Below are 21,813 nucleotides of genomic sequence, written 5' to 3'. Positions count from 1 at the left end.
CGTCTGTGCGCCCATGCTGATGGACCTGCTCGTCACGACCCTCGCGCTCAGCCTGATCATCGGCGTGCGCTATCTTTTGGTCGGCGTTCTGACCCACTGGCTGCTGTGGGCCGGGCCGGGGCGGGGCCGCCAGTTGAACCACAAGGCTCCGTCCGGAAAACGCATCCGCGCCGAAATCATCGCCTCTCTGATTTCCTGCCCGATCTACGCCCTGCCGGCCGCCCTGGTGCTGGAGGCCTGGAAGCGGGGCGGGACCGCGATCTACGGCGATATTCACGCCTGGCCGCTGTGGTGGCTGCCGGTCAGCTTCGTCGTCTATATGCTGGCTCACGACGCCTTCTACTATTGGGTCCATCGGGGGCTGCATCACCCGCGTATCTTCCCCTGGGCCCACGCCGAGCACCATCGGTCGCGCGACCCCAGCGCCTTCGCCTCTTTCGCCTTCGATCCGGCCGAGGCCGTCGCCACCGCCTGGTTCCTGCCGGCCCTGGCCCTGTTCGTGCCGATCCACTGGGGCGTGGCGCTGGCCCTGCTGACCCTGATGACCGCCACGGCCGTGTTGAACCACGCCGGCCGCGAGGTCTGGCCCGAGTCCTGGCTGAACCGCGCACCATTACGTTGGCTCATCACCGCCACCCACCACGACGCCCATCACAAGCGTTTCAACGGCAACTACGGTCTCTATTTCCAGATGTGGGACCGCTGGGCCAGAACTCAGGTTTCAACCAGCCTCCCCGGCCGACGACAGCGAGAATAGACGATCAGCCGCTTGGGGTCGTGGCGTCGGCGTCTGGGACATACCCAGGTGGACGAGATTGAAAACGAGATCCGATCAGGGCCTCGACCGCACCTCGAAATCGAGCGTCCAACGGCCCTCCCCCGCCCGACGGAAGTCGGCGACACGTGCGGCGATCTGGCGATCCAGACCATCGAGCAGAGCGGTGCCCCCGCCCACCGAGGCGACCGTGGTGTTCGTTTGCCAGAATGGACCGCTCTCGCCCTTCAGGGTGAAGCGCAGATGGACGGTGTCGTTGGCTTTGGGCATGGCGCGCTCGGACAGGATATCGTTCCGGACAAAAATCAGCCCCGTCGCACAGGGCGACGAGGCCGGAAGTCGATTTGGGAGGAAACGCCCCAGGAAGGGCAAACCCGAGATGGCGATGGGCGAACTGGGGTTCAAGGGCGATCCCATGACCGTCGCCACCTCCTAGCCGTCAGACAGTACGGCCGCCACGACCGGCGCCAGACCCTCGGCGATGATGCGCACCCCCTGGGCGTTGGGGTGGATGCCGTCTGGCTGGTTATAGCGGCGATCCAGGGCCACGCCTTCCAACAGGAAGGGGTAGGCCGGGACGTCGTCCTGGCGCGCAAGATCCGAAAAGATGCGGTCGAACTCGGCGGCGTAGGCGCCGTACTGCGGCGGCGCTCTCATCCCCGCCAGTAGGACGGGAATGTCGCGCGCCTTCAGCGATGCGATGATGGCCTCCAGATTGGCCCGGACCGCTTTTGGATCCACGCCTTGAAGCATGTCGTTGCCCCCCAGGGCGACGATGCAAAGATCGGTGTCGTCCTGGACGCTGTAGCCGACCCGGGCCAGCCCGCCGCCGGTCGTGTCGCCCGACACCCCGGCCCCGCGAACCCTGACGCTGAGCCCCTTTGCGCGCAACGCCTCTTCCAGTCGCACCGGCAGAGCCTCGGCCGACGGCAAGCCGAAGCCGGCAGTGATGGAATCCCCCAGAAGGGTCACGACCTTTTCCGGCGCGCCCGAAGTGGTCGTGGGCGAAGCCGCCGAGGGTGTGTCCACCTCTGGCGCTTCGTCTTTCGAGGGGCTGCATCCGGCGAGCACGAGCCCGAGACCTCCGGTCAGGAGCGTGCGGCGAGGAATGGGCGGCATGGGCGATGAGGGCTTTGGAGTCATGATCTGCGCACCCATATAGGGACCGCCTTTCCTCCTCCCAATGCAGCAAGCGACATATCGATGGCTTTAGCCGCTCCGCTCGTCCTCGACGGCGTCGTCCTCACCCTGCCCTCGGCCGCAGGACCCGTGGAAATCCTTCGGGGCGTGGACCTGGTCGTGGCGCCGGGAGAGACGGTCGCCATCGTCGGCCCCTCCGGGTCGGGCAAGTCGTCGCTGATCTCCATCGCCGCCGGCCTGGAGACGCCGACCCGCGGCCGGGCGATGCTGTTCGATCAGGACCTGGCCGCTCTGGGCGAAGACGGCCGCGCCCGTCTGCGCCGGGGTCGCGCCGCCCTGGTGTTCCAGAGCTTTCACCTCCTTCCCAATATGACGGCCGAGGAAAATGTGTCCGCGCCGCTGGAGCTGGCCCACCGGCCTGATGCGGTCACGCAGGCGCGCAACTGGCTGGAGCGGGTCGGCCTTGGCGCCCGGCGGTCGCACTATCCCCACCAGATGTCGGGCGGCGAACAACAGCGGGTCGCCCTGGCCCGCGCCCTGGCCGTCGGGCCGGAACTCCTGTTCGCCGACGAGCCGACCGGCAATCTGGACGGGACCAACGGCGCCCTGGTCGCCGACCTGCTGTTCGACCTCGTGCGCGACAGCGGCGCGGCCCTGGTCCTGGTGACCCACGACGACCGTCTCGCCGCGCGCGCGGACCGGATCGTGACGATGCGCGACGGCCAGGTCGTCGCCCCGTCGCAGGCCTCCACATGAGGCTCGCCTTCCGCTTCGCCCGCCGCGAGCTCCGCTCCGGGATTGCGGGGTTCCGCATCTTCCTGGCCTGTCTGGCCTTGGGCGTGGCGGCGATCGCCGCCTCGGGCTCGACCGCCGAGGCCTTCCGCCAGGGGCTGGCCAGCCAGGCGCGGGAGATCCTTGGAGGCGACGTCGTCTTCAGCCTCGACCAGGGCCGGTTCAGCCCCGACCAGCGCGCCGCCTTCGCCGCCCTGGGTCCGGTCGCCTATTCGGTGCGGGCCAACGGCATGGCCGAGACCGCGGGCGGCCAACGTCGCCTGGTGGACATGCGCGGGGTCGACGCCGCCTATCCCCTGGTCGGCGCCGTCGAACTGTCCGGCGCGCCCGATCTGGCCACGGCCTTGCGCGTCGAGAACGGCGTGGCGGGCGCTGTCGTCGAACAGGGCCTGCTGGACCGCCTCGACCTCAAGCTCGGCGACACCTTCACGGTGGGCGGAACGCTGTTCGTCGCGCGCGCCGTCCTTCTGGCCGAACCCGACCGGCTCGGCCGGGGCTTTGCGCTTGGCCCCCGCGTGGTGACGACGGTCCCCGCCGTCGAACGGGCCGGCCTGCTCGCCCCCGGCGGCCTGTTCGGCGAGGCGGTGCGCATCGCCCTTCCTGCCGACGTCGATCCCAAGGCCGCCATCGCAGGCATCGAAAAACGGTTTCCGCAGAGCCGGCTCGAAGCCCGGGATCGGTCCGAGGCCGCCGCCGGCGCCGGGCGACTGATCGATCAGCTCGAATACTTCCTCGGCTTCATCGGCCTGGCGTCTCTCGTGGCCGGCGGGCTCGGCGTCGGGGGCGCCGTCTCGGCCTATCTGGAAGGCCGCAAGCCGTCGATCGCGACGCTGAAGGCTCTGGGTGCAGAGGGTGGGCTGATCCGCGACATCTATCTGATCCAGATCGGGGTGCTGGCCGCCGTCGGGGTCGCCATCGGTCTCGTAATCGGCGCCGTCGTGCCGCTCGTCATCGGCGTGCTGGCGAAAGACAGCCTGCCCATCCCCGCCCTGTTCGCCGTCTATCCCGCGCCGCTCGTCAATGCCGGGGCTTTCGGCCTTCTGGCGGCCGCCGCCTTCGCCCTCACGCCCCTGGCTCGCGCCCGCGCGACCCCGCCCTCGTCCCTGTTCCGTCGCCAGCTCACCGACCGCCCCGTCCTCAGCGTCGAACTGGTCTTCGCCGTGCTGGCCGCGATCGGGCTGGCGGGCCTGGCGCTGTGGACCGCGCCGTCGAAACTTGCGGCGGCGGCATTGATCGGCGGCACGGTCGTCGCCTTCGCCCTTCTGTGGCTGCTCGGCCGGGCGGCGGCAGCCCTGGCCGGCCGCCTGAGACGACACGCCGGCGGCGCGGTGCGCTTAGGGCTGGCCAACCTCGCCGGCCCCCGCTCGGCGGCGCGCACCGCTTCCCCCGCCATCGGCCTGGGCGTCGCGCTTCTGGCCATGGTCGTGCTCATTCAGTCCAGCCTCCTCGGTCAGATCACCGAGGTCGCCCCGCGATCGGCCCCGTCCGTGGTCTTCACAGAAATTCCCGCCGATCGCGGCACGGCGTTCGATGCGGCGGTGGCGAAAGTGATGTCCAACCCAGGACCGGACCGCTACCGGCGCCTCCCTCTCCTGACGGGGCGGATCGTGCGGTTGAAGGGCGCACCCGTCGATCTGGAAGCCCTGCCTCAGGGGGAACGCTGGGCCTTCGACCAGGACATTCTCCTCACCGCGCTCGCTGGCGCGCCGGACGATGCGAACCTCGTCTCCGGCCGGTGGTGGGCCGCCGACTACGCCGGTCCGCCGCAAATCGCCCTTTCCCGGGATCTGGCCGAAGCCGCCGATCTCAAGGTCGGCGACAGCCTGACCCTGCAACTGCTCGGCCGGGAAATGGACGTCCGCATCGCCGCCCTGCGCCGGACCGAGCCGGGCGGGTTCGGTACCAACTTCCTACTCGTCCTCAACGCCGCCGCCATCGAAGGCGCCAATCCCCGCAGCGTCGCCATCGCCCGCGCTACACCCCCCGAGGAAAGGGCTTTGACCCAGACGCTTGGCGCAGACTTCCGCGAAGTGAACGTCATCAGCGTCCGCGAACAGCTTGAGGCCGCAGCGACCCTGTTCGACCGCCTCGCCCTGGCCATACGTGGAGCCGCAGCCGTCGCCGGCCTCGCCGGCCTGCTCGTTCTGGTCGGAGCCATCGCGGCGGGCGTGCGCGAACGGGCGCGCGAGGCGGCCGTCCTAAAGGTGCTGGGCGGCTCCCACGTTCAAATCCTGACCGCCTACCTCGTGGAATACAGCCTGGTCGGCGCCATCGCCGGCCTCGCTGGGCTGCTCCTCGGCGCGGCCGGCGCCTGGCCCGTCGTGACCCTGGCCTTCAAGGCCACGTGGAGCATGGACTGGGCCGGCGTCGTCCTCCTGCTAACCGGCGCCACGGGCGTCGCGGCTCTGGGCGGCGGCTTGGCGGCCTTGCACGCTCTGTCGCGACGCCCCGCGCCGGTTCTCAGATCGGATTGACCGCGGCGACATCCGAAGCAGTCGTTCCGCAATAGAAGGTCGGCGCTCTTCCAAAGGGATTTGTCCGCGCCCGGCTCGCACGGAGCTAGAGGGGAACATCGCCCTCTTTCGACGCATCGACCGACAGGCCTTCATCGCCCTCGTCGAACAGGTGGAACTCGTGCCACAGGCCGTTCAGAACGCCGAAACCGACCGCCAGGCCCAGGCCGAGAATCCAAGAGAAATACCACATCGCGACAAGCTCCTATGGCTCAGTAGAGGTCGGGGTTGGTCTTGAGGGCGGCGGTCGAGGTTCGGCCCCACAGCACGGAATAGACCCACGTCGTGTAGATCAGGATCAGCGGCAGGAAGATCGCCGTCACGATGAGCATGATGAACAGGGTCAGGTGGCTGGACGAGGCGTTCCACACCGTCAGGCTGGACTGCGGATCGATCGAACTGGGCAGGATGAAGGGGAACATCGACAGACCGACGGTCGAGATGATCCCGACGGTCGAGAGGGACGACCCGCCGAACGCCAGGGGCGCAGACCGACGCCACAGGCCGACCAAGCCCACCACCGCGCCGAGGAAGCCGAGCGCCGGGGCGATCATCATCCAGGGATAACGGCCATAGTTGTCCAGCCAGGCGCCGGGTGCGGCCTGAACCGTCGTGCGCAACGGGTTGGAGAAGCCGTTGACGTCCAGCACGCCGGTGATCCGGTAGCCCAGACCGCCATAGGCGACATACAGGCCGCCAGCCGCAAACAGCACCAGAGCCAGAACCCCGGCGACCGTACCGATCAGACGCGCGCGCTCCAGCACCGGCCCTTGCTCCGCCTTGATCGACAGCCAGGCCGCGCCGTGCAGCACCAGCATGGCGACCGACAACAGGCCCGCGATAAGGCTGAAGGGGGTGAACAGGCCCAGCAGGCTGCCGTCGTAGAAGGACCGCAGATCGCTATCCAGACGGAAGGGCGCGCCCAGCAGGACGTTGCCGACCGCAACCCCGAACACCAGGGCCGGAACGAAGCCGCCGACGAACAGGCCCCAGTCCCAGAAGGCCCGCCACCGGGGCGACGGTCGCTTGGACCGGTATTTGAACGACACCGGCCGCAGGATCAGGGCCGACAGCACCAGGAACATGGCCAGGTAGAAGCCCGAGAAGCTGACGGCGTAGACGAAGGGCCAGGCGGCGAAGATCGCGCCGCCACCCAGGATGAACCACACTTGGTTGCCTTCCCAGGTCGCGCCGACGGTGTTGATCACCATGCGGCGCTCCTCGTCCGTCTTGGCGACGAAGGGCAGAAGGGCGCCGACGCCCAGGTCGAACCCGTCGGTCAGGGCGAAGGCGATCAGCAGCACGCCCAGCAGGCCCCACCAGATCAGGCGCAGGGTGGCGAAGTCGAGGGGAAGATCCATGGTCGGATGTCCTAAGAGATCTGGGTCAGGCCACGGCGGGCGCGAGCGGGCGCACGTCCGGGGCTTCTGGGGTCGATTCGCCGAACATCTCCTGTTCGTGGAAGGGCCCCTTCTTGATGGCGTGGAGCATCAACCGCACCTCCACCACGGCCAGGGCGCCGTACAGCAGGGTGAAGCCGACGATGGTGGCCCACAGTTGCGGCACGCTCAGCGACGAGGCGCCCAGGAAGGTCGGCAGCACGCCTTCTACCGCCCAGGGCTGACGCCCGAACTCGGCCAGGATCCAGCCGAACTCGATGGCGACCCACGGCAGGGGGATGGCCAGGACCGCGATCCTCAGGAACCAGCGGGTGTCGTGTTTGCGCAGTGTGCAAAGCACGAAGGCCGTGCCGAACAGGGCGATCATGAACATGCCCACCCCGGCCATGATGCGGAAGCTCCAGAACAGGGCGGGCACGTTCGGCACCGTGTCCCACGCCGTCTGCTTGATCAGTTCGGGCGAGGCCATGCGTGGATCGGCGACGTGGCGCTTCAGCAGGAGGCCATAGCCCAGGTCGCGGCGATGGGTCTCGAACAGGGCGCGCGCCGCCGGATCGGCGGGGTCGGCCTTGACCTTCTCCAGCGCGTCATAGGCGATGACACCGGATTCGATCCGCGTCTCGGCCGTGGCGACCAGCTCGAAGATGCCCTCGACCGGCTTGTCGATGGTTCGGGTCGCGATCAGGCCCATGACCCACGGCACATGGACGCCGTAGTGGGTCTCGCGATCCTTCATGCTGGGGATGCCGATCAGGGTCAGGCCGGCCGGCGCGGGCTCGGTGCGCCACATGGCTTCCAGCGCGGCGAGCTTCATCTTCTGGTTGTCGGTCAGGGCATAGCCGGACTGGTCGCCCAGGACGACGACCGACAGCGACGCCGCCAGACCGAAGGCCGAGGCCACGGTCATCGACCGCTTCGCGAAGCCGACATGTTTGCCGCGCAGCAGGTAGTAGGCCGACACGCCCAACACGAAGACGGAAGCGCAGACATAGCCGGCCGAAACGGTGTGGACCAACTTGGCCTGGGCCACCGGATTGAACAGCACGGCCATGAAGTCCGTGACCTCCATCCGCATGGTGTCAGGGTTGAAGGCGGCGCCGACCGGGTTCTGCATCCAGCCGTTGGCGATCAGAATCCACAGGGCTGAAAGATTGGTGCCCAGGGCGACCATGAAGGTGACGAACAGGTGGGCCGACGGCTTCAGCTTGTCCCAGCCGAAGAACATCAGCCCCACGAAGGTCGCTTCCAGGAAGAAGGCCATCAGCCCCTCGATGGCCAGCGGCGCCCCGAAGATGTCCCCGACATAGTGGCTGTAGTAGCTCCAGTTCATGCCGAACTGGAACTCCATGGTGATGCCGGTCGCCACGCCCAGGGCGAAGTTGATGCCGAAGCAGACGCCCCAAAAGCGGGTGATGGTCCGCCAGATCGGCCGGCGGGTCATCACATAGATCGACTCCATGATCACCAGCATGAACGACAGCCCCAGCGTCAGGGGCACGAACAGGAAGTGATAGAGGGCCGTCAGCGCGAACTGCAGCCGGGACAGGTCGACGACCGCGAGGTCGATCATGGCGTTGCTCCGAAGAATCGGTCTGCACGACCGACGTTTCCTCGGCCGTAGAAGCTTGACGGGTATGCCGCCTTGATCTCGATCAAAGCGCCCGCGAACGCCGGCTCCTATTGGACGGTCGGTCCTTGGACGTTTGGTCCAACGACGTTTTGTCCAGTGGCGCACGGTCTAGGCCGGGTGCTGGAGTCCGTCGATGAGCGCCGTGCCGATCGCCCCCGTCTCTGCAGCCGCCTGGCTCAAGCAGGTCGCCCGGCCGTGGCGTCGGCTGACGCTGCTGGCGGGCCTGCTGAGCGTCGCCGACGTGGTTCCGGCGATTGGGTTTGCCGCGGGCCTGGCCCTGACGATCGCCAACCTGACAGTCTCGCCCGCCGCCGCAGCGCCCTGGCTGGCTCTGGCGGTATTCAGCCTGGTCGCGCGCGGCCTGATCGGCCAGGCGGCCGTGATCGTCGGCGCGCGCCTGGGCCGGGCGATCAAGACCGATGTGCGCGGGCGCCTGCTGTCGGACCTGTTCGGGCGGGGACGGCGATCCGGCGATCGGCTGACGGCCCTGGTCGAGGGCGTCGGCGCGCTGGACGGCTACTATTCCCGGTTTGCGCCCCTGCGCCTCGCCGCCGGCGCATCGCCGCTGCTGATCATCGCCGCCGCCGCGATCGCCAGCCCGGTGTCGGCGGGCGTTCTGCTGTTCACCTTGTTCCCCTTCATCGTCGGCATGGCCCTGGCGGGCACGGCCGCCGCCGGCGAGAGCCGTCGTCAGTTCCAGGCCCTGGAGCGGCTGTCCGGCCTGTTCATCGACCGTATCCGCACCCTGCCCGCCATCCTCGCCTTCGACGCCGTGGGCCGCACGACCGCCCAGATCGCCCAGGCCTCGGACGAGTTGGAGCGCCGCACCACCCGCGTCATGCGCATCGCCTTCCTGTCGTCGGGCGTGCTGGAGTTCTTTTCGGCCCTGTCCGTCGCGCTGATCGCCGTCTACTGCGGCTTCAACCTGCTGCGGCTGCTGCCCTTTCCGGTTCCCGAGACCTTAGACCTGCCGCGCGCCTTCTTCGTCCTGGCCCTGGCGCCCGAGGTCTATGCGCCCCTGCGCCGCCTCGCCGCCGCCTATCATGATCGACAGGCCGCCGAGGCCGCCGTGCCGTCCATGATCACGCCAGACCCGCGCCCGGCCCCAGTTCCGGCCCTGCGCGCGCCCTTCGGCGACTTGGCGCCCGCCATCCATTTCCACGACGTCGCCATCGCCTATGACGACGCCGCGCCGGTGATCGACGGGTTCGACCTCGACATCACGTCGGGCCAGATCGTCGCCGTGATGGGCGCCAGCGGCGCGGGCAAGTCCAGCCTTCTGCATCTGCTGCTCGGCCTCGCGCCCCTGACGCGCGGCGAGGTCGAGGTGGGCGGCGAGCGGCTAGGCCTTTGCGGCGACATCGCCGGCCGCGTCGCCTGGGCCAGCCAGCACCCGATCGTGGCGCCCGGAACCCTGGCCGAGAACATCGCCCTCGCTGATCGCACCGCCTGCCCCGGCCGGATCGCCTTGGCGGCGCGCACGGCCGGGCTGTCCGGCGATCTGGATCGATGCATCGACGAGCGCGGCGGCGGCCTGTCGGGTGGCGAACGCCGTCGCCTGGGCCTGGCTCGCGCCATCCTGAAGCGCGCCCCGCTGCTGCTGCTGGACGAGCCGACCGCCAATCTGGACCCGGCCGCCGAACGCGCCATGCTCGACGTCATCCGCCAGGCCGTGCGTGGCCGCACCACCCTGATCGCCACTCATTCTCCGGCGGTCGCCGCCCTGGCCGACCGCGTGGTGCGGCTGTGAGCGCCCCGTCGCGCGTCGCCGGCCTGATCGCCGCCCAGGCTCAGGCTCAGCGCGCCCGGCTTCGGCTGGCGGCGGCGGCTGGCGCTGTCGTATCGGTTTCGGCCGTCTGCCTGCTGGGTCTGTCGGGATGGTTCATCACCGGCGCGGCCTTCGCGGGCCTGGCGGGCGCGGCGGCGGCCCAGAGCTTCAACTATATGATGCCCAGCGCCGTCATCCGCCTGTTGGCCATCATCCGCACCGGCGGCCGCTACGTCGAGCGTGTCGCCGGTCACGAGGCTGCGCTGAAGGCCCTGGCCCGCCTTCGCCCCCAGCTGTTCGACGCCATCGCCGCCGGCCCGGCCGAGCGCGCGCTGAGCCTGTCGTCCGGCGAGGTCTCCGCCCGTCTGGTACAGGACGTGGACGCGGTCCAGACCCTGTTCGTGCGCCGCTCCGTGCCCTGGAGCCTGGGCGCGGGCGCGGCTTGCGCCGTCCTGCTGGCCAGCCTCGGCTCGCCTCTGGCGGGCCTGGCCCTGTCGTGCGCCATGGCCGCAACCTGCATCGGGGGCGTCCTTATCGCCCGTCGCCTCGCCGATCCCGCCGGTCGCGCCGCCCAGATCGGCGTGGGCGTGCTCAAGGACCGCCTCGCCGCGCTGGAGGCCGCCGCCCCCGAACTCAAGGCCTATGGCCTGAACGACTGGGCCGCCGCACAGGTCGCTGCGGTCGCCGCCGATCACGATCAGGCCCAGATGGCGCTGGCCCGATCCGGGGGCTGGATGGCCGCCTGGCAAGCCGTCGCGACGGCCCTGGCCGTGGGCGTCGTCGTCCCCGGCGCTTACGGCGCCGACCTGCCCCTGATCGCCCTGGCGGCCCTGGCGGCGGTCATGGGCGTGGAATCCGCCGGCGGGCTGGTCGCCGCCCTGCACCAGAACGGGGCCGCCCGTCAGGCCCTGTCGCGACTGGAGGCCGCCGTCCCGGCGCCGCCCGCTGCTGCACACCATGGACTCCACGGCGCCGCCCTGGGCCTCGACGCGCTCGACGCGGACCTGATCCCGCCATTCCGTCTCGGCCTGTTCGGCCCGTCGGGCGCCGGAAAGACCACCCTGATCGAACGTCTGATCGGGCTCAGGGCGCCCGTCGCCGGCGAGATGCGTCTGGACGGCGTGGACGCCGCCGAGATCGCGCCAGAGGATCGCCGCGCCCTGTTCGCCTATGCCGCCCAGGACGTGCGGCTGCTGAACGGAACGGTGCGCGACAACCTGTGGCTTGCCGGTCCTGCGGACGACGCGGCCCTATGGGAGGCGCTGGACGACGCGGCGCTGGGCGACCGGATCCGGGCGGAGCCCCTGGGCCTCGACACAGCCGTCGGGCCGAACGGCGAGCGTCTGTCAGGCGGCGAATGCCGTCGCCTGGGCCTGGCCCGCGCCTATCTGCGCGACGCGCCCTGGCTGGTGCTGGACGAACCGACCGAGGGCCTTGACGCCACGACCGAAACCCTTGTGCTGGAGGCGCTTCGGCGACGCATTGGCGCGCGCGGCCAGGGCCTCATTCTCGTCAGCCACCGCATGCCGCCGATGGCGATGTGCGAGCGATCGATCCGCGTGGATGGACGCGATATCGACGGACGCATCCTCTTCAAGCCACGTCGCGACCACGCCGCCTAGAGGGCGCCGTCCGCCAAGGCCCGGAGCCGGTCAGGCCGTTCGATCTGGATCTCGTGCAACGACAGGGCATGGATGACGCCGGAGGTCTTGAACTTCGTCAGCTCGCGGCTGACCGTCTCTATGGTCAGGCCCAGATAGTCCGCGATCTCGGACCGCGTCATGGGCAGCCGCACGATCGTGTCGATCGAGGGGCGCACAGGGTCACGCTCCAGCATGTCCAGCAGGAAGCTGGCCAGACGCTCCCGCGCCGTCTTGCGGCCGAGCAGCATCATCTGGCTCTGGGCCACGGCCAACTCATGCATCGCCCGCTCCAGCAGGGCCGATTCCAGGCTGGGCCGTTCGCGCGCCAGCGCCCGATACTCCGACGTACGGAACCGACACAGGGTCGTGTCCTCTATCGCCTCTGCGGACACAGCATAGCGCTCGCCCGCCGCCAGCCCGAGAAAATCCCCCGCGAACAGAAACCCGATGATCTGGCGTCGTCCGTCCGCCAGCAGCTTGTAGATTCGCACCGTGCCGGAAGTGATGTTGAAGACGCTGATTGCCGGGTCATCCTCGCGCGCCAGCACGTCGCCGGCGGCCAGAGATATCCTTTCCGCAATGGCGTCGAGCCGAGACAGGTCTTCCGGCGAAAGACCGGCACACACGCTGAGCGCACGGGCGCCGCAAGTCGAGCATACGGACTCCCGACGTCTCTCGGCGCAATCGGCGGACAGAGAGCGCAGTTCGATCATTCAGCCCTCCTGATCACACCATGACTAGACGTGGTGCTGACATCACGCAATCACGAGCTAGAGCAGGTTCCTATTCGCCGGTATGTACGGCTGTGCCTGGCTCCTCAAATCGTTGCTTCGAGCGACACCCAGTCAACAGAGCTCGTTCCGCGATCACCGAGCTGACAGAGAGCTCTTGCGTCAGAACGCTAAACGCACAAAACCCCACGGCCAAAAGCTGTGGGGTTTTGTTGGTGTTTAAGTTCGGGAGCTCGATTAGGTCGACACCTAACACCACAGCTGATCTTTGCGGCTTAGCGCAGTTGGAGATTTATATCCGACAGGACCCCCTCTCGTCGGATGCTTCCCGCCTGCGTCGCCGACAAATGCGCGCCCCGTGAGAAGTCTGCACGGCCGGGACCGCGAGTGTTGAAGGTCGCGAACCTCGCCTCTTCGGGCTGAAGCATGGTGCGGGGATTGCCGTCGCGCCCCGTGTACCACATTTCGGTCCATCCCGCCGGCGCGATATGGTCGTCCATCCAACAGTTGAGGAACGTCGCTGCGCCGACAAAGCGAGGGTCTCCGTACCGCCCGTCCGGAAAGGCGCTCGAAGGGCGCCATGGCCGGCCGAGAAAGACCGAACGCCTGACCACGCCCGCATCCTTGGTCAGGCGGCAGTCGTGGAAGACGAAGCCATAGGTCTGCTCGATGGACGTGCTGGGGGCCGTGATATAGCCCTCGACCGGATCGGCAGGGCGCAGACGTGAGCGGATTTCGCAGCGTTCGAACCAAGCGCGCCCGCCGCCGAAGATGAAATCATAGCTGCCCGTGATCAGGCAGCGATCGAACAGGGTCGCGCCTGCATCGGGGAACAGGGTGTCCTGATAGCTGAGGATATCGCAGTTGCGGATGACGGCGCGGTCCGATCCCTTGTCCATCATCAGGGCCACGGCCTGCGGCCCCGCCCCATTGTGCGAATGCAGCCCGTTCGGCTTTGTCATTTCCGCCAGACCGTCGAAAGCGTTGTTGATCGTCAAAGTCTCGGCGTGGAAATCGGGCGCCCGCACGAACAGGGTCGGCGTGCGGAACGTGCCCCACATCCGGCCATCCGGCGCCGTCAGCCCCGAGGCCGCCAAGTGGTTGATCACAGAGCCCGAGCGATCCTCGCCGATCAGGTGGATGAAGGGTTTGTCGACGACGACCTGCTCGGTCCAGATACCCCGCGTCACCAGGATGCGGAACGGCTTTCGCCCGTCAGCCGGCGCGGCGGCGATGGCGGCGGACAGGCTGGGATAGACGGGCGCCCCGAATTGACGGTCGCCGGGGCCGGCCCAGATGACGGCGTCGAATGCTGTCGCGGCCGCCCATGACGGCGCCGACGCCATCATGGGCAGGACGGCGCCAGCGGCCAGCAGATTGCGACGTGAGACCAGCGGGATCATGGCGGCTCCGAATGAAAATCGGCGCCGACCGGCGAACCGGTCAGCGCCAGGTCTCCTTGGGGGAGTTGGGAGTGTCTTAGAAGGTGTAACGGACGCCGAAGTTGTACTGCCGTCCCGTGTGCGAATAGACGTAGATGCTGTCGCGGCGGCTGTCGGTGTACTGTTCGTTGAAGGCGTCGGTCAGGTTCAGCCCTTCGAACGTCACCTTGATGCGATCGGTCAGGGCGTAGGAGGCAGAGGCGTCCACCGTCACGATCTCGCGCACCCCGTCGATATCGTTGGTGCTGGTGCCGCTGGGCACCGCCGTCAGATAGCGATCGCGATAGGCCGCCGAGACACGGGCGCTGAACCGGTCGTCCTCATAGTAGAGGGTCGCGTTGTAGGCGGTTTTCGACAGGCCGAGCAGGTCGTTCTCGACGAAGCCCGTCGGGGAACGCGAGGAGATGTAGCTGATCTTCGAATCCACCAGGGTGACATTGAAGATGGCGCCGAGATTGTCGAACGGCCCCGGCAGGAAGGTGAACGGCTGCTGATAGCTGATCTCGATCCCTTTCAGAGGGCCGCCCTCGGTATTCACCGGCTGGCTGAACAGGAAGACGTCGCTGGGCGACACGCCCAGGCCGTCGAGCAGACCAAGCGGAAGGCCTGACTCATTGAACGGCTGCGAGATCCGCGAGGTCTGAATGTAGCTGTCGATGTCCTTGTAGAAGAGCCCGACGGACAGCAGGGCGTCCGGCGCGAAATACCATTCGGCCGACAGGTCGTAGGTCGTGGCGCGAATGGGATCCAGGTACGGATTGCCCGAACTGACGCTGAACACCCCGACCGTGCTCAGGCTGCCTCCCGGCGTCACGCTGCCGAGATTTGGGCGCGTCATGACCTTGGCCGCACCGAAGCGCAGCAGGAAGTCCGGCGTGACCTCGGCCGTCAGGTTCAATGCCGGCAGCACGTCGTCATAGTCGCGATCAACCGTCGTCTGCTGGGCGGCGCCGGCGACCAGTTGATAGCCGGTCGAGCTCTGCTTGGTCTTCACATAGCGAACGCCGATGTCGCCACGCACCGGAATACCGCCGAGCTCCGTATCGAAGTCCAGTTGCAGATAGGCGGCCGAATCCTTCTCGGTCACATTGCGGATGTTGCCCCGCGCATTGGCGTTCGATGCGCCGCTCAGTTCGAACAGGCCTGTTCCGCTGTAGATGTTGAACAGGTCCGCAAAGGCGTTGAGGTTGGGCGCGATCCAGTTCGTGACCGTCCCGTCCGGAGCCCCCAGATTGCGTCCGAAGCCACTGACCAGCTCAGTCAGGCTGGCCAGGGTCACGCCGGCCGGCAGCTGGGGCACCACGCCCTCGTTGACCCGCGCCAGAGCCCAGGAGTCGAACTCGTATTCCTTGTAGTTCACCCCCGCCTTCAGCGTCAGCGACGGCGTCAGGTCAAAGCCTCCGTCGAGTTGCGCCGTCTTGATGGTGTTCGTCACCCCTTGCGGACGGAGCCGGATTTCCGACCGCGCCGCACCGAAATTATAGGCCAGCGGGTCGGTGACATCGTAGCCGAAGCCGATCAGCGGCGGGTCGCGGTTCTGCCGATAGTCGTAGAAGTAGTTGTCCGAATTCTCGCGGTTCAGGATCACCGTCGTCTGGATCGGATTGTCGAAATCGGACTTGGAATAGCCGACCAGACCCTTGACGCGGAACCGGTCGCTGAATGCATGTTCGATGCTCAGCGTGCCCTGGGTGTATTTGGTGTCGAGCTCATCGTAGCGGGTTTCGCTCTCCACATCGACGTCGTCGAACAGGCCGTAGACCATGTCGCCGTTCTCATCGATGACGCCGTCGCGCACGATGATTTCCGGCCGGCCGCCCTGGGACGCGTTACGGGCGAAGGACAGGGCCTCCAGCCAGTTCTCCTGACGCGTCGCCTTGAAGTCGGAGTAGAGCAGATCAAGGTTGATCAGCGTCTGTTCCTGCGGGCGGAACTGCACTGAACCTGTCAGGCCGAGACGCTCCTGATCATGCGTCAGCCGTCCGTAGCGCGGAAAGCGCGGCGTATAGACGTCCGCCCGACTGGCGTCGGAAAATGGAGACGCCGGATTGAAGCCGCCCGCTTCCGTACCGTTCAGCCAGCCGCCGGAGCCATGCCCCTCCTCCAACAGCTGGCGCTTGGTATAGGCCACCGACACAAGCGCGCCGAGCCGACCGTCCATCCAGGTGTTGCTGGCCAGAGCTGCAAACCGGGGGTCCCATTTGCGCGACAGGTCGTTATAGCCATACTGGCCCGACAGCACGAGATTGGCGCCGGCATAGTCGAAGGGTCGCCCGGTCTGCAGATCGACCGTCGCGCCCAGAGAGCCTTCCTCGGTCTCGGCCGAGGCGGTCTTGCGCACGGTGATGCTGTTGAAAAGCTCGGACGCAAAGACGTTGAAGTCGAACGCGCGGTTGCGGTTCGCCCCGCCCGAGCTGTCGGTGCCCGACGCCGTGCTCTGGCCCTCGACGCCGTTGATGCGGACACGCGTGAACTGCGGTCCCAGGCCCCGCACCGTGATCTGACGGCCTTCGCCGGCATCGCGAGCGATGGAGACGCCCGGCACCCGCTGGATGGACTCGGCCAGATTGGCGTCGGGGAAGTCGGCCATGTCCTCGGCCTTGATGACATCGACGACGCCGTTTGCCCGACGCTTGGCCGTCAGCGCGCTGCCCAACGAGGCGCGGAAACCGGTTACCACGATAGTTTCGACTTCGTCGGCCTGATCCTCGACCTCGCTCCCCTGAGCGGCGGTCTGCGGGGCCACGGTGGCGCCGGCGAGCACCGCCGTTCGGCCGTTGTTGGACGCCACCACCAGATTGCTGCCTTGCAGCAGTCGGTTCAGTCCCTGATCGACCGAATAGACGCCCTGTACGGCGGCAGTCCGCTGTCCCGCGACCGCATCCGTCGAAGCCAGAACCTGCAGATCGGCCTGGCGCGCAAACGCCGGCACGCCGGTCGAGGCGGGTTGCGCCGGAACATTGAACTGCCTGTCTTGCGCCTGGGCGGCGCCAGCGCCGGCCAGAGCCATCGTGCTGACGGCGATCATCAGCGACGCCCTCGCGCCTTGGTTTCGCGACATGGCCATGCGTCGGCCCTCCCTTTTCTGTTTCCTGGTTCCCGGACCCTTCTGCGAGGGTTCCGAGAGTCTCGATGCCCGGCGATCGACTTTCCGTCGCCGGATGGAAAGATTATTCCGCGCCGCCCAACATGATGACGTCGTCCGACACCTTGACGCCCGCCCCATGGGCGACGCCGACGGCCTCGGCGAAGCTCTCGGGCTCGTTGGTGCGGAACCAGCCGACGACCGTGCGACCTTCCAGATCGGGATCGACGATCACGATCTTGCGGCTGTTGTAGCGATTGAACTCAGCGGCGGAAGCGGCGATTGTGTCGCCGTCCAGGACGATCTGGCCGTCCCGCCACGACAGGGCGCGATCCATCTCCAGGGGACGCTTGACAGGGCTGGAGGCGCCGGCCTGGTCGCTAACGAAGACCTGTTCGCCGGCCACGACGCGGCGACGCTGTCCCCCGACGCCCTTGTCGCTCCAGACCTCCACCACGCCTTCAGTCACCCGCACCTCGGCCCCGCCCGCCTTGCGACGAACGGAGAAGGCCGTGCCGACCGCCTGAACCCGAATGTCTCCCGCCGCCACGACGAACGGACGCGCCCGGTCTTTTGCGACCTGGAACCAGGCCTCGCCGCGATCCAGCGTCACGGCGCGCTCGGCCTTCTGGAAACGGACATCCAGCGTCGTATCGGTGTTGATCGCGGCCATCGATCCATCGGCCAGTGGCACCCGACGGATCTCCCCCACCAGGGTCCGATACCGCTGTCGCGACAAGACCGGCGTCAGCACGACGCCTGCGGCGACCGCCGCCGCCAGGCCGAACCCGCCGAGCAGGACGCGACGGTCGAGCTTTGCCGGCGTCAGGTGCGCCTTCGCCTCCGACACAGGATCGACCATCAAGGTCAGGACCGCCCGCGCCCGCCACAAGGCGCCCTGACGACGGCTGTCGCCTGCGAGCCAATCGTTCAATGCGATCTGGTCCGCAGCGCCCAATGCGCCCGCGTCAAGCCGAGCGGCCCACTCAGCAGCGACGGCGTCGATTTCTGTCGAGATTTCCCGGCTCATGCGCGCCGCTCCCCGTTCGACGACGCATGGACTTGGGAATCCGCCTTCGCCAGACCGGCCAGGACTGCCTTAAGCCCCCGCGCGGCTTCGTTCTCGACCACGTTTTCGGTCACGCCCAGCTGAACCGCGATCTCCTTTTGCGACAGCCCCATAATCCGGCGCATCTCGAAGATGCGTCGGCTGCGTTCCGGCAATGTGGCGACGATCTTCATGACGCGTTCGAGTTCCTTGCGCCCCCCGGCGATACGCTCGGGCGACGGTTCGTCCCACTCGATGCGCAGGGCGTCTATTTCCGTCACGGCGTCGATCCGCACGATCCGGGCGCGCCGCATCTGCTCCAGCACCACGGACCGCGCGGTCTGAAAGAAATAGGCCCGCGGGCTTTCGATCTGTTCAACCGACTTCAGGTTCGCCAGTCGGCAATAGGCTTCCTGAACAACGTCATCGACATCGTTGGAGGTGACGAGCGAACGCTTCAACCAGACGCGCACGTCCTGCTCGTGGGGCAGGATTTCATGCGCCAACCAACGCACCCGTGCTTGTTCCGATTTTCCGCCGTCCTGAACCAACTTCAGCTCCCCCTCTGGGCCACGATGCGCGGCGGCGGGGGTTCCGTCAAAACGTAGTGTCCGGAATACTGTGCATGCAGCCGAGGCGGCCGTGCGCCAGAAGCAGACATTGTCAGGCTTCCAACATCAGGCATTGCTTATTGAGAACTCGACGCCAGCCGGACGCAAAAAGCCGTCAGAAGCACCAAAACCCGGCTCTTCGCTTAGCGATGCAGTGACGAGAACTGAGTGGCTTAGTCCCCACTTAGAAATTCTACCGGAAAGCTGTAGCGGTCTACACCAAGCTCGACGATGACCCAGCCATTTGAATCTACTGTGCTCGAAATTGTGCCGGCTGCGAGATTGGATCCAACGGCACGATTATTGGCGTCAAAGTGAAGAATACGCTCCTCTCCGGCTCCAAACACGGTGACGTCAGCGCTACCGTCCTGCCGGCGCGTGACACCCGCGCGGCATTCGGTCGTGGTTGCGTCACCGATTCCAAAGCATCGAATGTTGGCGACAGCGTTGAAAGTAGTGCCCGCAACGTAAGCGTCTTGCTGCGGGGACAGCGCGATCTCGGAGCTAACAGTAGCGTCGGTTGGTCCTGTTGCCGGTGATGGGGAGTTGCACGCCGCTATGAAAATACAAAAGCCAACTGCGTTCATTGCGCTGAGTTTCATTCCTCACTTCTGAGTCCTCTGATAGCGGTCAACTGAGATAGCCTCATCAACAGTGGCCTTTCCCTCGACCTAGTCAAATCAGCGAGATTGGTGAAGGCACCATGTTCACCCCGGATAGGGGCTGGCCCTAATCTATATAGATAGCCTCAGTTTTATCGCCTGCGGCGGCGTAAAAGAGGCCTCTCCCGCTTATGTTGACAGCGTGTCGGCTGTGCTGTGGTAATGGCGAGCTGCCAATTCTGATGAATGCACGACGCTGAGTGGAGACCAATCATGTCTTTGAATGCTCAAGGCGCACGCATAACCATCCTGACCCTCGGCCTGTCAGCCGCTGCGACTGCTGCGTATGCGCACGTCAAATGGTTCGAGAAGTACGAGGTTGCAGCCAACCCTGTTCCAATCACGACAACCCTGGCCCTTCCGGCCTTCTGGTTCGCTATCATGCTTGTGACGGTGTTGTTCCTGGCAACCACAATTCTCGAACGCCGCGCGCCCGGTGAGGTAGCGACCGGTATTCTGGACAAAGGCTCCCGGTTGCTGCGCGACAACGCCGACGCCTTCATGATCGCCGTCATGGCGGCTTTCTTCATCGCCCTGTTCGCGGTTGGCGGCTCCTATCTGACGCCTGAGCTGAAGACGGCGGCGGACATGTGCATATCCAAATCTAAACGCTAAAGAACTGGCACTTCGAACGAAGGCGCCTCGAAATCTCCGCTTAGCCTCTTTGAACACTGAGGCGCCTGTGTTCGACGAAAACGTCGGGCGCCCTGACACGTCAGCGGGCGCGTGTGAGGATCACCTAGCGGGTTCCAACCACAGCACTTCGCCCGATCCACTGACCCGGCAGTTGTAACGCATCCAGCCCGCCGCCATGGTCAACTCATATTCGTTGGGGCCAAGCTCGCGCATGCTGACCGCCACGCTTGAGCCCGATGGACGGTCCGCCTGTCTATCGGCTCGCGCGCCGCAAGCGCGCTGAGCCGCATCGGGAACGCCGCGCATCCAGCCACTGCTCGCGTGACGACGGTTAGAGCTCTCGCGTTCGCCCGCGAGATACCCCTCATGATAGCCCTCGCTTTCGTGGCGATCATCATAGTTGGAACCGTAGAGCGCGGCCTGATAGCCGCGCTCGTACTCGCGGTCGTGGTTGTTGTCCCGGTCGTTATGATGGCTGTTGTGAGCGGCCAGCGCGGCGGCGAGACCGACGATGGCCACTCCGGCGACGATCGCGTCAGTGTTGGACGACGACCGCCCGCCGCATTCCGCGCGGCCGGCCTGGTTGATGGATTCATAGCGGCCGTCGCGTGTCATGATCGACACGCATTCGTCGCCGCGGCGCCAGTAGGTCATGCGACCGTCGCCCACGACCTCGCTGCGATCCGTCGCCTGATACCCGCGCCTCTGAAGCTCCGCTTCGGACTGCCCTGCCCGCGCGCCGACCAGATCGCTCAGGCGGGAGGGCGTCTGGGCCAGGACCGGCGTCGCCGCCAGGGTGAAAACCAATGCGGCATTGATCAGTCGAGACGTCATGGCGATCCTCGGTGAGAGCGGTCGTCTCCAATGGCCTGACCGCAGTTACAATCAAAAGGCGATTGAGCCTCTCACGGAAAATCGCGCAACGCCACGCTCCGTTCCCCATCCAGGCGACATTAAGGCTGAATTGCGCCGGCCAGTGATGAGGAGGTCAAGCTGTCTCGGGTCATATTGAACCGTGCCTTTGCCAACGACACGGCACGCTCAGACGTAGGCCACGGGGATGACGACCAGGAGCATATAGACGATCGCCCTTAGCGTAGCCCAAGCGGCGATGGCTGCGGCTTTGGGCTTGGCGATGTTGAGTTTGCCCGCAAACCACGCCGATTGAACCCCCAGGAACCACGCCACGCCGCCGCAGATGATAAGGGCGCCGATCACGTTATTGAGTTCAGGGCGGCGCAGGAAGAGATCGCCCACAGCGACGAAGGCGGCGCAGAAGGCGGCCAGATAGCACTGCGCGTAAAAGGGCGCCCTCAGCGTCTGACGACTGAGCTTCTTGCCCTGCCGCCGCACCACGCTGGACGCTGCGATTAGAGGGATCAGGCTGAACAGCAGGGTTCGGAACAGGGTCAGGTTCTGCTGCGTCGCAGTGATCGTCTTCAGCATCGCAGTGGTGGCATCCGGGGGAGGTATGTGCGCTGCCGCAGAGATCAGATTAGACAGGAGGATCGTCACCATGAGCAGGAGAGGCGGGCTTAGGGCGTCGTCGTAGCGATGCTCGTTGTCGTCCATCTGTTCGCGATCAGAATATTCCATTGTCTTGAGCGGATGCAGCATGATGCGACCCAGCGTCAGCGGATAGAAGAGCAGCCAACTGGCGGCCTCGAAGATAAAATCTTCGAAGCTTTTCAGGATCTTCATGAAATCCATGATCGCCTGCTGTTCGCTGTTCGCTGTTTGCCGGTCGCCGCCCGCCGGTGTCGCGCAGCGACAGTCGCAGACCCAGAGCGCCTACACAATCCAGAGGCACTCCCCAGTCGGAGGGCGCGTTTCGAGGAAGTTGACGCTGCGCAAAACATGGGAGCTACTGTTCGCCGAACGGTTACAGCGCATCCATGCGCCGCAGGCCGTGACCTGACTGAGACAGATCGGCTTGC

20 protein-coding genes are annotated in these 21,813 nt (G+C 66.5%); 7 read left to right on the top strand and 13 right to left on the bottom strand.

Translation table 11 applies throughout. From position 1 onward, the window contains the following. Positions 1-19: 19 nt before the first annotated feature. Entirely contained in the window at positions 20-757 is a 738-nt protein-coding gene (locus ACP69V_RS03415) for a sterol desaturase family protein (protein ID WP_426022648.1), read from the top strand. Between the two features lie 75 nt (positions 758-832). Here ACP69V_RS03415 and ACP69V_RS03410 read toward each other — a convergent pair whose 3' ends face one another. Continuing rightward, complete coding sequence (locus ACP69V_RS03410; RefSeq protein ID WP_426022647.1) at positions 833-1,045, bottom strand: hypothetical protein; 213 nt, start codon at positions 1,043-1,045, stop codon at positions 833-835. A gap of 162 nt (positions 1,046-1,207) precedes the next feature. Continuing rightward, the gene (locus ACP69V_RS03405) at positions 1,208-1,804 is read right to left on the bottom strand and encodes an arylesterase (protein WP_426022646.1); all 597 of its coding nucleotides are present in this window, start codon (positions 1,802-1,804) and stop codon (positions 1,208-1,210) included. 174 nt (positions 1,805-1,978) lie between these two features. Here ACP69V_RS03405 and ACP69V_RS03400 point away from each other — a divergent pair, with 174 nt between their 5' ends. Continuing rightward, complete coding sequence (locus tag ACP69V_RS03400; protein WP_426022645.1) at positions 1,979-2,671, top strand: ABC transporter ATP-binding protein; 693 nt, start codon at positions 1,979-1,981, stop codon at positions 2,669-2,671. Next, entirely contained in the window at positions 2,668-5,181 is a 2,514-nt protein-coding gene (locus ACP69V_RS03395) for an ABC transporter permease (RefSeq protein WP_426022644.1), read from the top strand. The genes ACP69V_RS03400 and ACP69V_RS03395 overlap by 4 nt, the downstream gene beginning before the upstream one ends. 85 nt (positions 5,182-5,266) lie before the next feature. On the opposite strand, the gene cydX is transcribed toward ACP69V_RS03395, so the two are convergent. From cydX to ACP69V_RS03380, 3 genes are read right to left on the bottom strand one after another with little or no spacing between them, the layout of a single operon-like run. Then, entirely contained in the window at positions 5,267-5,413 is a 147-nt protein-coding gene (gene cydX, locus ACP69V_RS03390) for a cytochrome bd-I oxidase subunit CydX (RefSeq protein ID WP_346494748.1), read from the bottom strand. A 19-nt stretch (positions 5,414-5,432) separates the two neighbouring features. Further along, positions 5,433-6,581 carry a cytochrome d ubiquinol oxidase subunit II gene (gene cydB, locus ACP69V_RS03385; RefSeq protein ID WP_426022643.1) on the bottom strand — a complete coding sequence of 383 codons (1,149 nt, stop codon included), beginning with the start codon at positions 6,579-6,581 and terminating at the stop codon, positions 5,433-5,435. A gap of 25 nt (positions 6,582-6,606) precedes the next feature. After that, a complete protein-coding gene (locus ACP69V_RS03380) occupies positions 6,607-8,187 on the bottom strand; it encodes a cytochrome ubiquinol oxidase subunit I (protein ID WP_426024026.1) in 1,581 nt (526 codons plus the stop codon). Positions 8,188-8,383: 196 nt separating this feature from the next. Between ACP69V_RS03380 and cydD the strand changes: the two genes are divergently transcribed. Both cydD and ACP69V_RS03370 read left to right on the top strand, forming a co-directional pair. Then, positions 8,384-10,000 carry a thiol reductant ABC exporter subunit CydD gene (cydD, locus tag ACP69V_RS03375; protein ID WP_426022642.1) on the top strand — a complete coding sequence of 539 codons (1,617 nt, stop codon included), beginning with the start codon at positions 8,384-8,386 and terminating at the stop codon, positions 9,998-10,000. After that, positions 9,997-11,640, top strand: coding sequence for an amino acid ABC transporter ATP-binding/permease protein (locus ACP69V_RS03370; protein ID WP_426022641.1), 1,644 nt, complete (start codon positions 9,997-9,999; stop codon positions 11,638-11,640). The genes cydD and ACP69V_RS03370 overlap by 4 nt, the downstream gene beginning before the upstream one ends. Here ACP69V_RS03370 and ACP69V_RS03365 read toward each other — a convergent pair. The 6 genes from ACP69V_RS03365 to ACP69V_RS03340 all read right to left on the bottom strand — a co-directional run bounded on the left by ACP69V_RS03365 (position 11,637) and on the right by ACP69V_RS03340 (position 19,180). Continuing rightward, entirely contained in the window at positions 11,637-12,374 is a 738-nt protein-coding gene (locus ACP69V_RS03365) for a helix-turn-helix domain-containing protein (RefSeq protein ID WP_426022640.1), read from the bottom strand. The genes ACP69V_RS03370 and ACP69V_RS03365 overlap by 4 nt on opposite strands. A gap of 293 nt (positions 12,375-12,667) precedes the next feature. Then, on the bottom strand, positions 12,668-13,795 hold the full coding sequence (locus tag ACP69V_RS03360) for a pectinesterase family protein (protein WP_426022639.1): 1,128 nt from the start codon (positions 13,793-13,795) through the stop codon (positions 12,668-12,670). A 76-nt stretch (positions 13,796-13,871) separates the two neighbouring features. Next, positions 13,872-16,901, bottom strand: coding sequence for a TonB-dependent receptor (locus tag ACP69V_RS03355; RefSeq protein WP_426022638.1), 3,030 nt, complete (start codon positions 16,899-16,901; stop codon positions 13,872-13,874). A 103-nt stretch (positions 16,902-17,004) separates the two neighbouring features. Then, positions 17,005-17,949 (bottom strand): FecR family protein, encoded by a 945-nt coding sequence (locus ACP69V_RS03350; protein WP_426022637.1) that lies wholly within the window; start codon positions 17,947-17,949, stop codon positions 17,005-17,007. Next, positions 17,946-18,482 carry an RNA polymerase sigma factor gene (locus ACP69V_RS03345; protein WP_426022636.1) on the bottom strand — a complete coding sequence of 179 codons (537 nt, stop codon included), beginning with the start codon at positions 18,480-18,482 and terminating at the stop codon, positions 17,946-17,948. The genes ACP69V_RS03350 and ACP69V_RS03345 overlap by 4 nt, the downstream gene beginning before the upstream one ends. Before the next feature lie 269 nt (positions 18,483-18,751). Beyond that, positions 18,752-19,180 (bottom strand): hypothetical protein, encoded by a 429-nt coding sequence (locus ACP69V_RS03340; RefSeq protein ID WP_426022635.1) that lies wholly within the window; start codon positions 19,178-19,180, stop codon positions 18,752-18,754. Positions 19,181-19,453: 273 nt separating this feature from the next. Between ACP69V_RS03340 and ACP69V_RS03335 the strand changes: the two genes are divergently transcribed. Continuing rightward, complete coding sequence (locus ACP69V_RS03335) at positions 19,454-19,855, top strand: hypothetical protein (RefSeq protein ID WP_426022634.1); 402 nt, start codon at positions 19,454-19,456, stop codon at positions 19,853-19,855. Positions 19,856-19,975: 120 nt separating this feature from the next. Here the strand turns inward: ACP69V_RS03335 and ACP69V_RS03330 are convergent, their stop codons facing one another. Both ACP69V_RS03330 and ACP69V_RS03325 read right to left on the bottom strand, forming a co-directional pair. After that, positions 19,976-20,710 (bottom strand): hypothetical protein, encoded by a 735-nt coding sequence (locus ACP69V_RS03330; RefSeq protein ID WP_426022633.1) that lies wholly within the window; start codon positions 20,708-20,710, stop codon positions 19,976-19,978. A gap of 207 nt (positions 20,711-20,917) precedes the next feature. Continuing rightward, positions 20,918-21,577: a hypothetical protein gene (locus ACP69V_RS03325; protein WP_426022632.1), complete on the bottom strand. Its 660-nt coding sequence runs from the start codon at positions 21,575-21,577 to the stop codon at positions 20,918-20,920. Here ACP69V_RS03325 and ACP69V_RS03320 point away from each other — a divergent pair. Continuing rightward, positions 21,576-21,794, top strand: a complete 219-nt coding sequence (locus ACP69V_RS03320; protein ID WP_426022631.1) for a hypothetical protein — start codon at positions 21,576-21,578, stop codon at positions 21,792-21,794. The genes ACP69V_RS03325 and ACP69V_RS03320 overlap by 2 nt on opposite strands. The last annotated feature ends 19 nt before the right edge of the window (positions 21,795-21,813 follow it).

Origin of the sequence: Brevundimonas sp. PWP3-1b1 (assembly GCF_049896065.1) — a bacterium.
Classification (GTDB): domain Bacteria; phylum Pseudomonadota; class Alphaproteobacteria; order Caulobacterales; family Caulobacteraceae; genus Brevundimonas; species Brevundimonas intermedia_B.
This window is presented reverse-complemented; position numbering and strand designations above follow the sequence as displayed.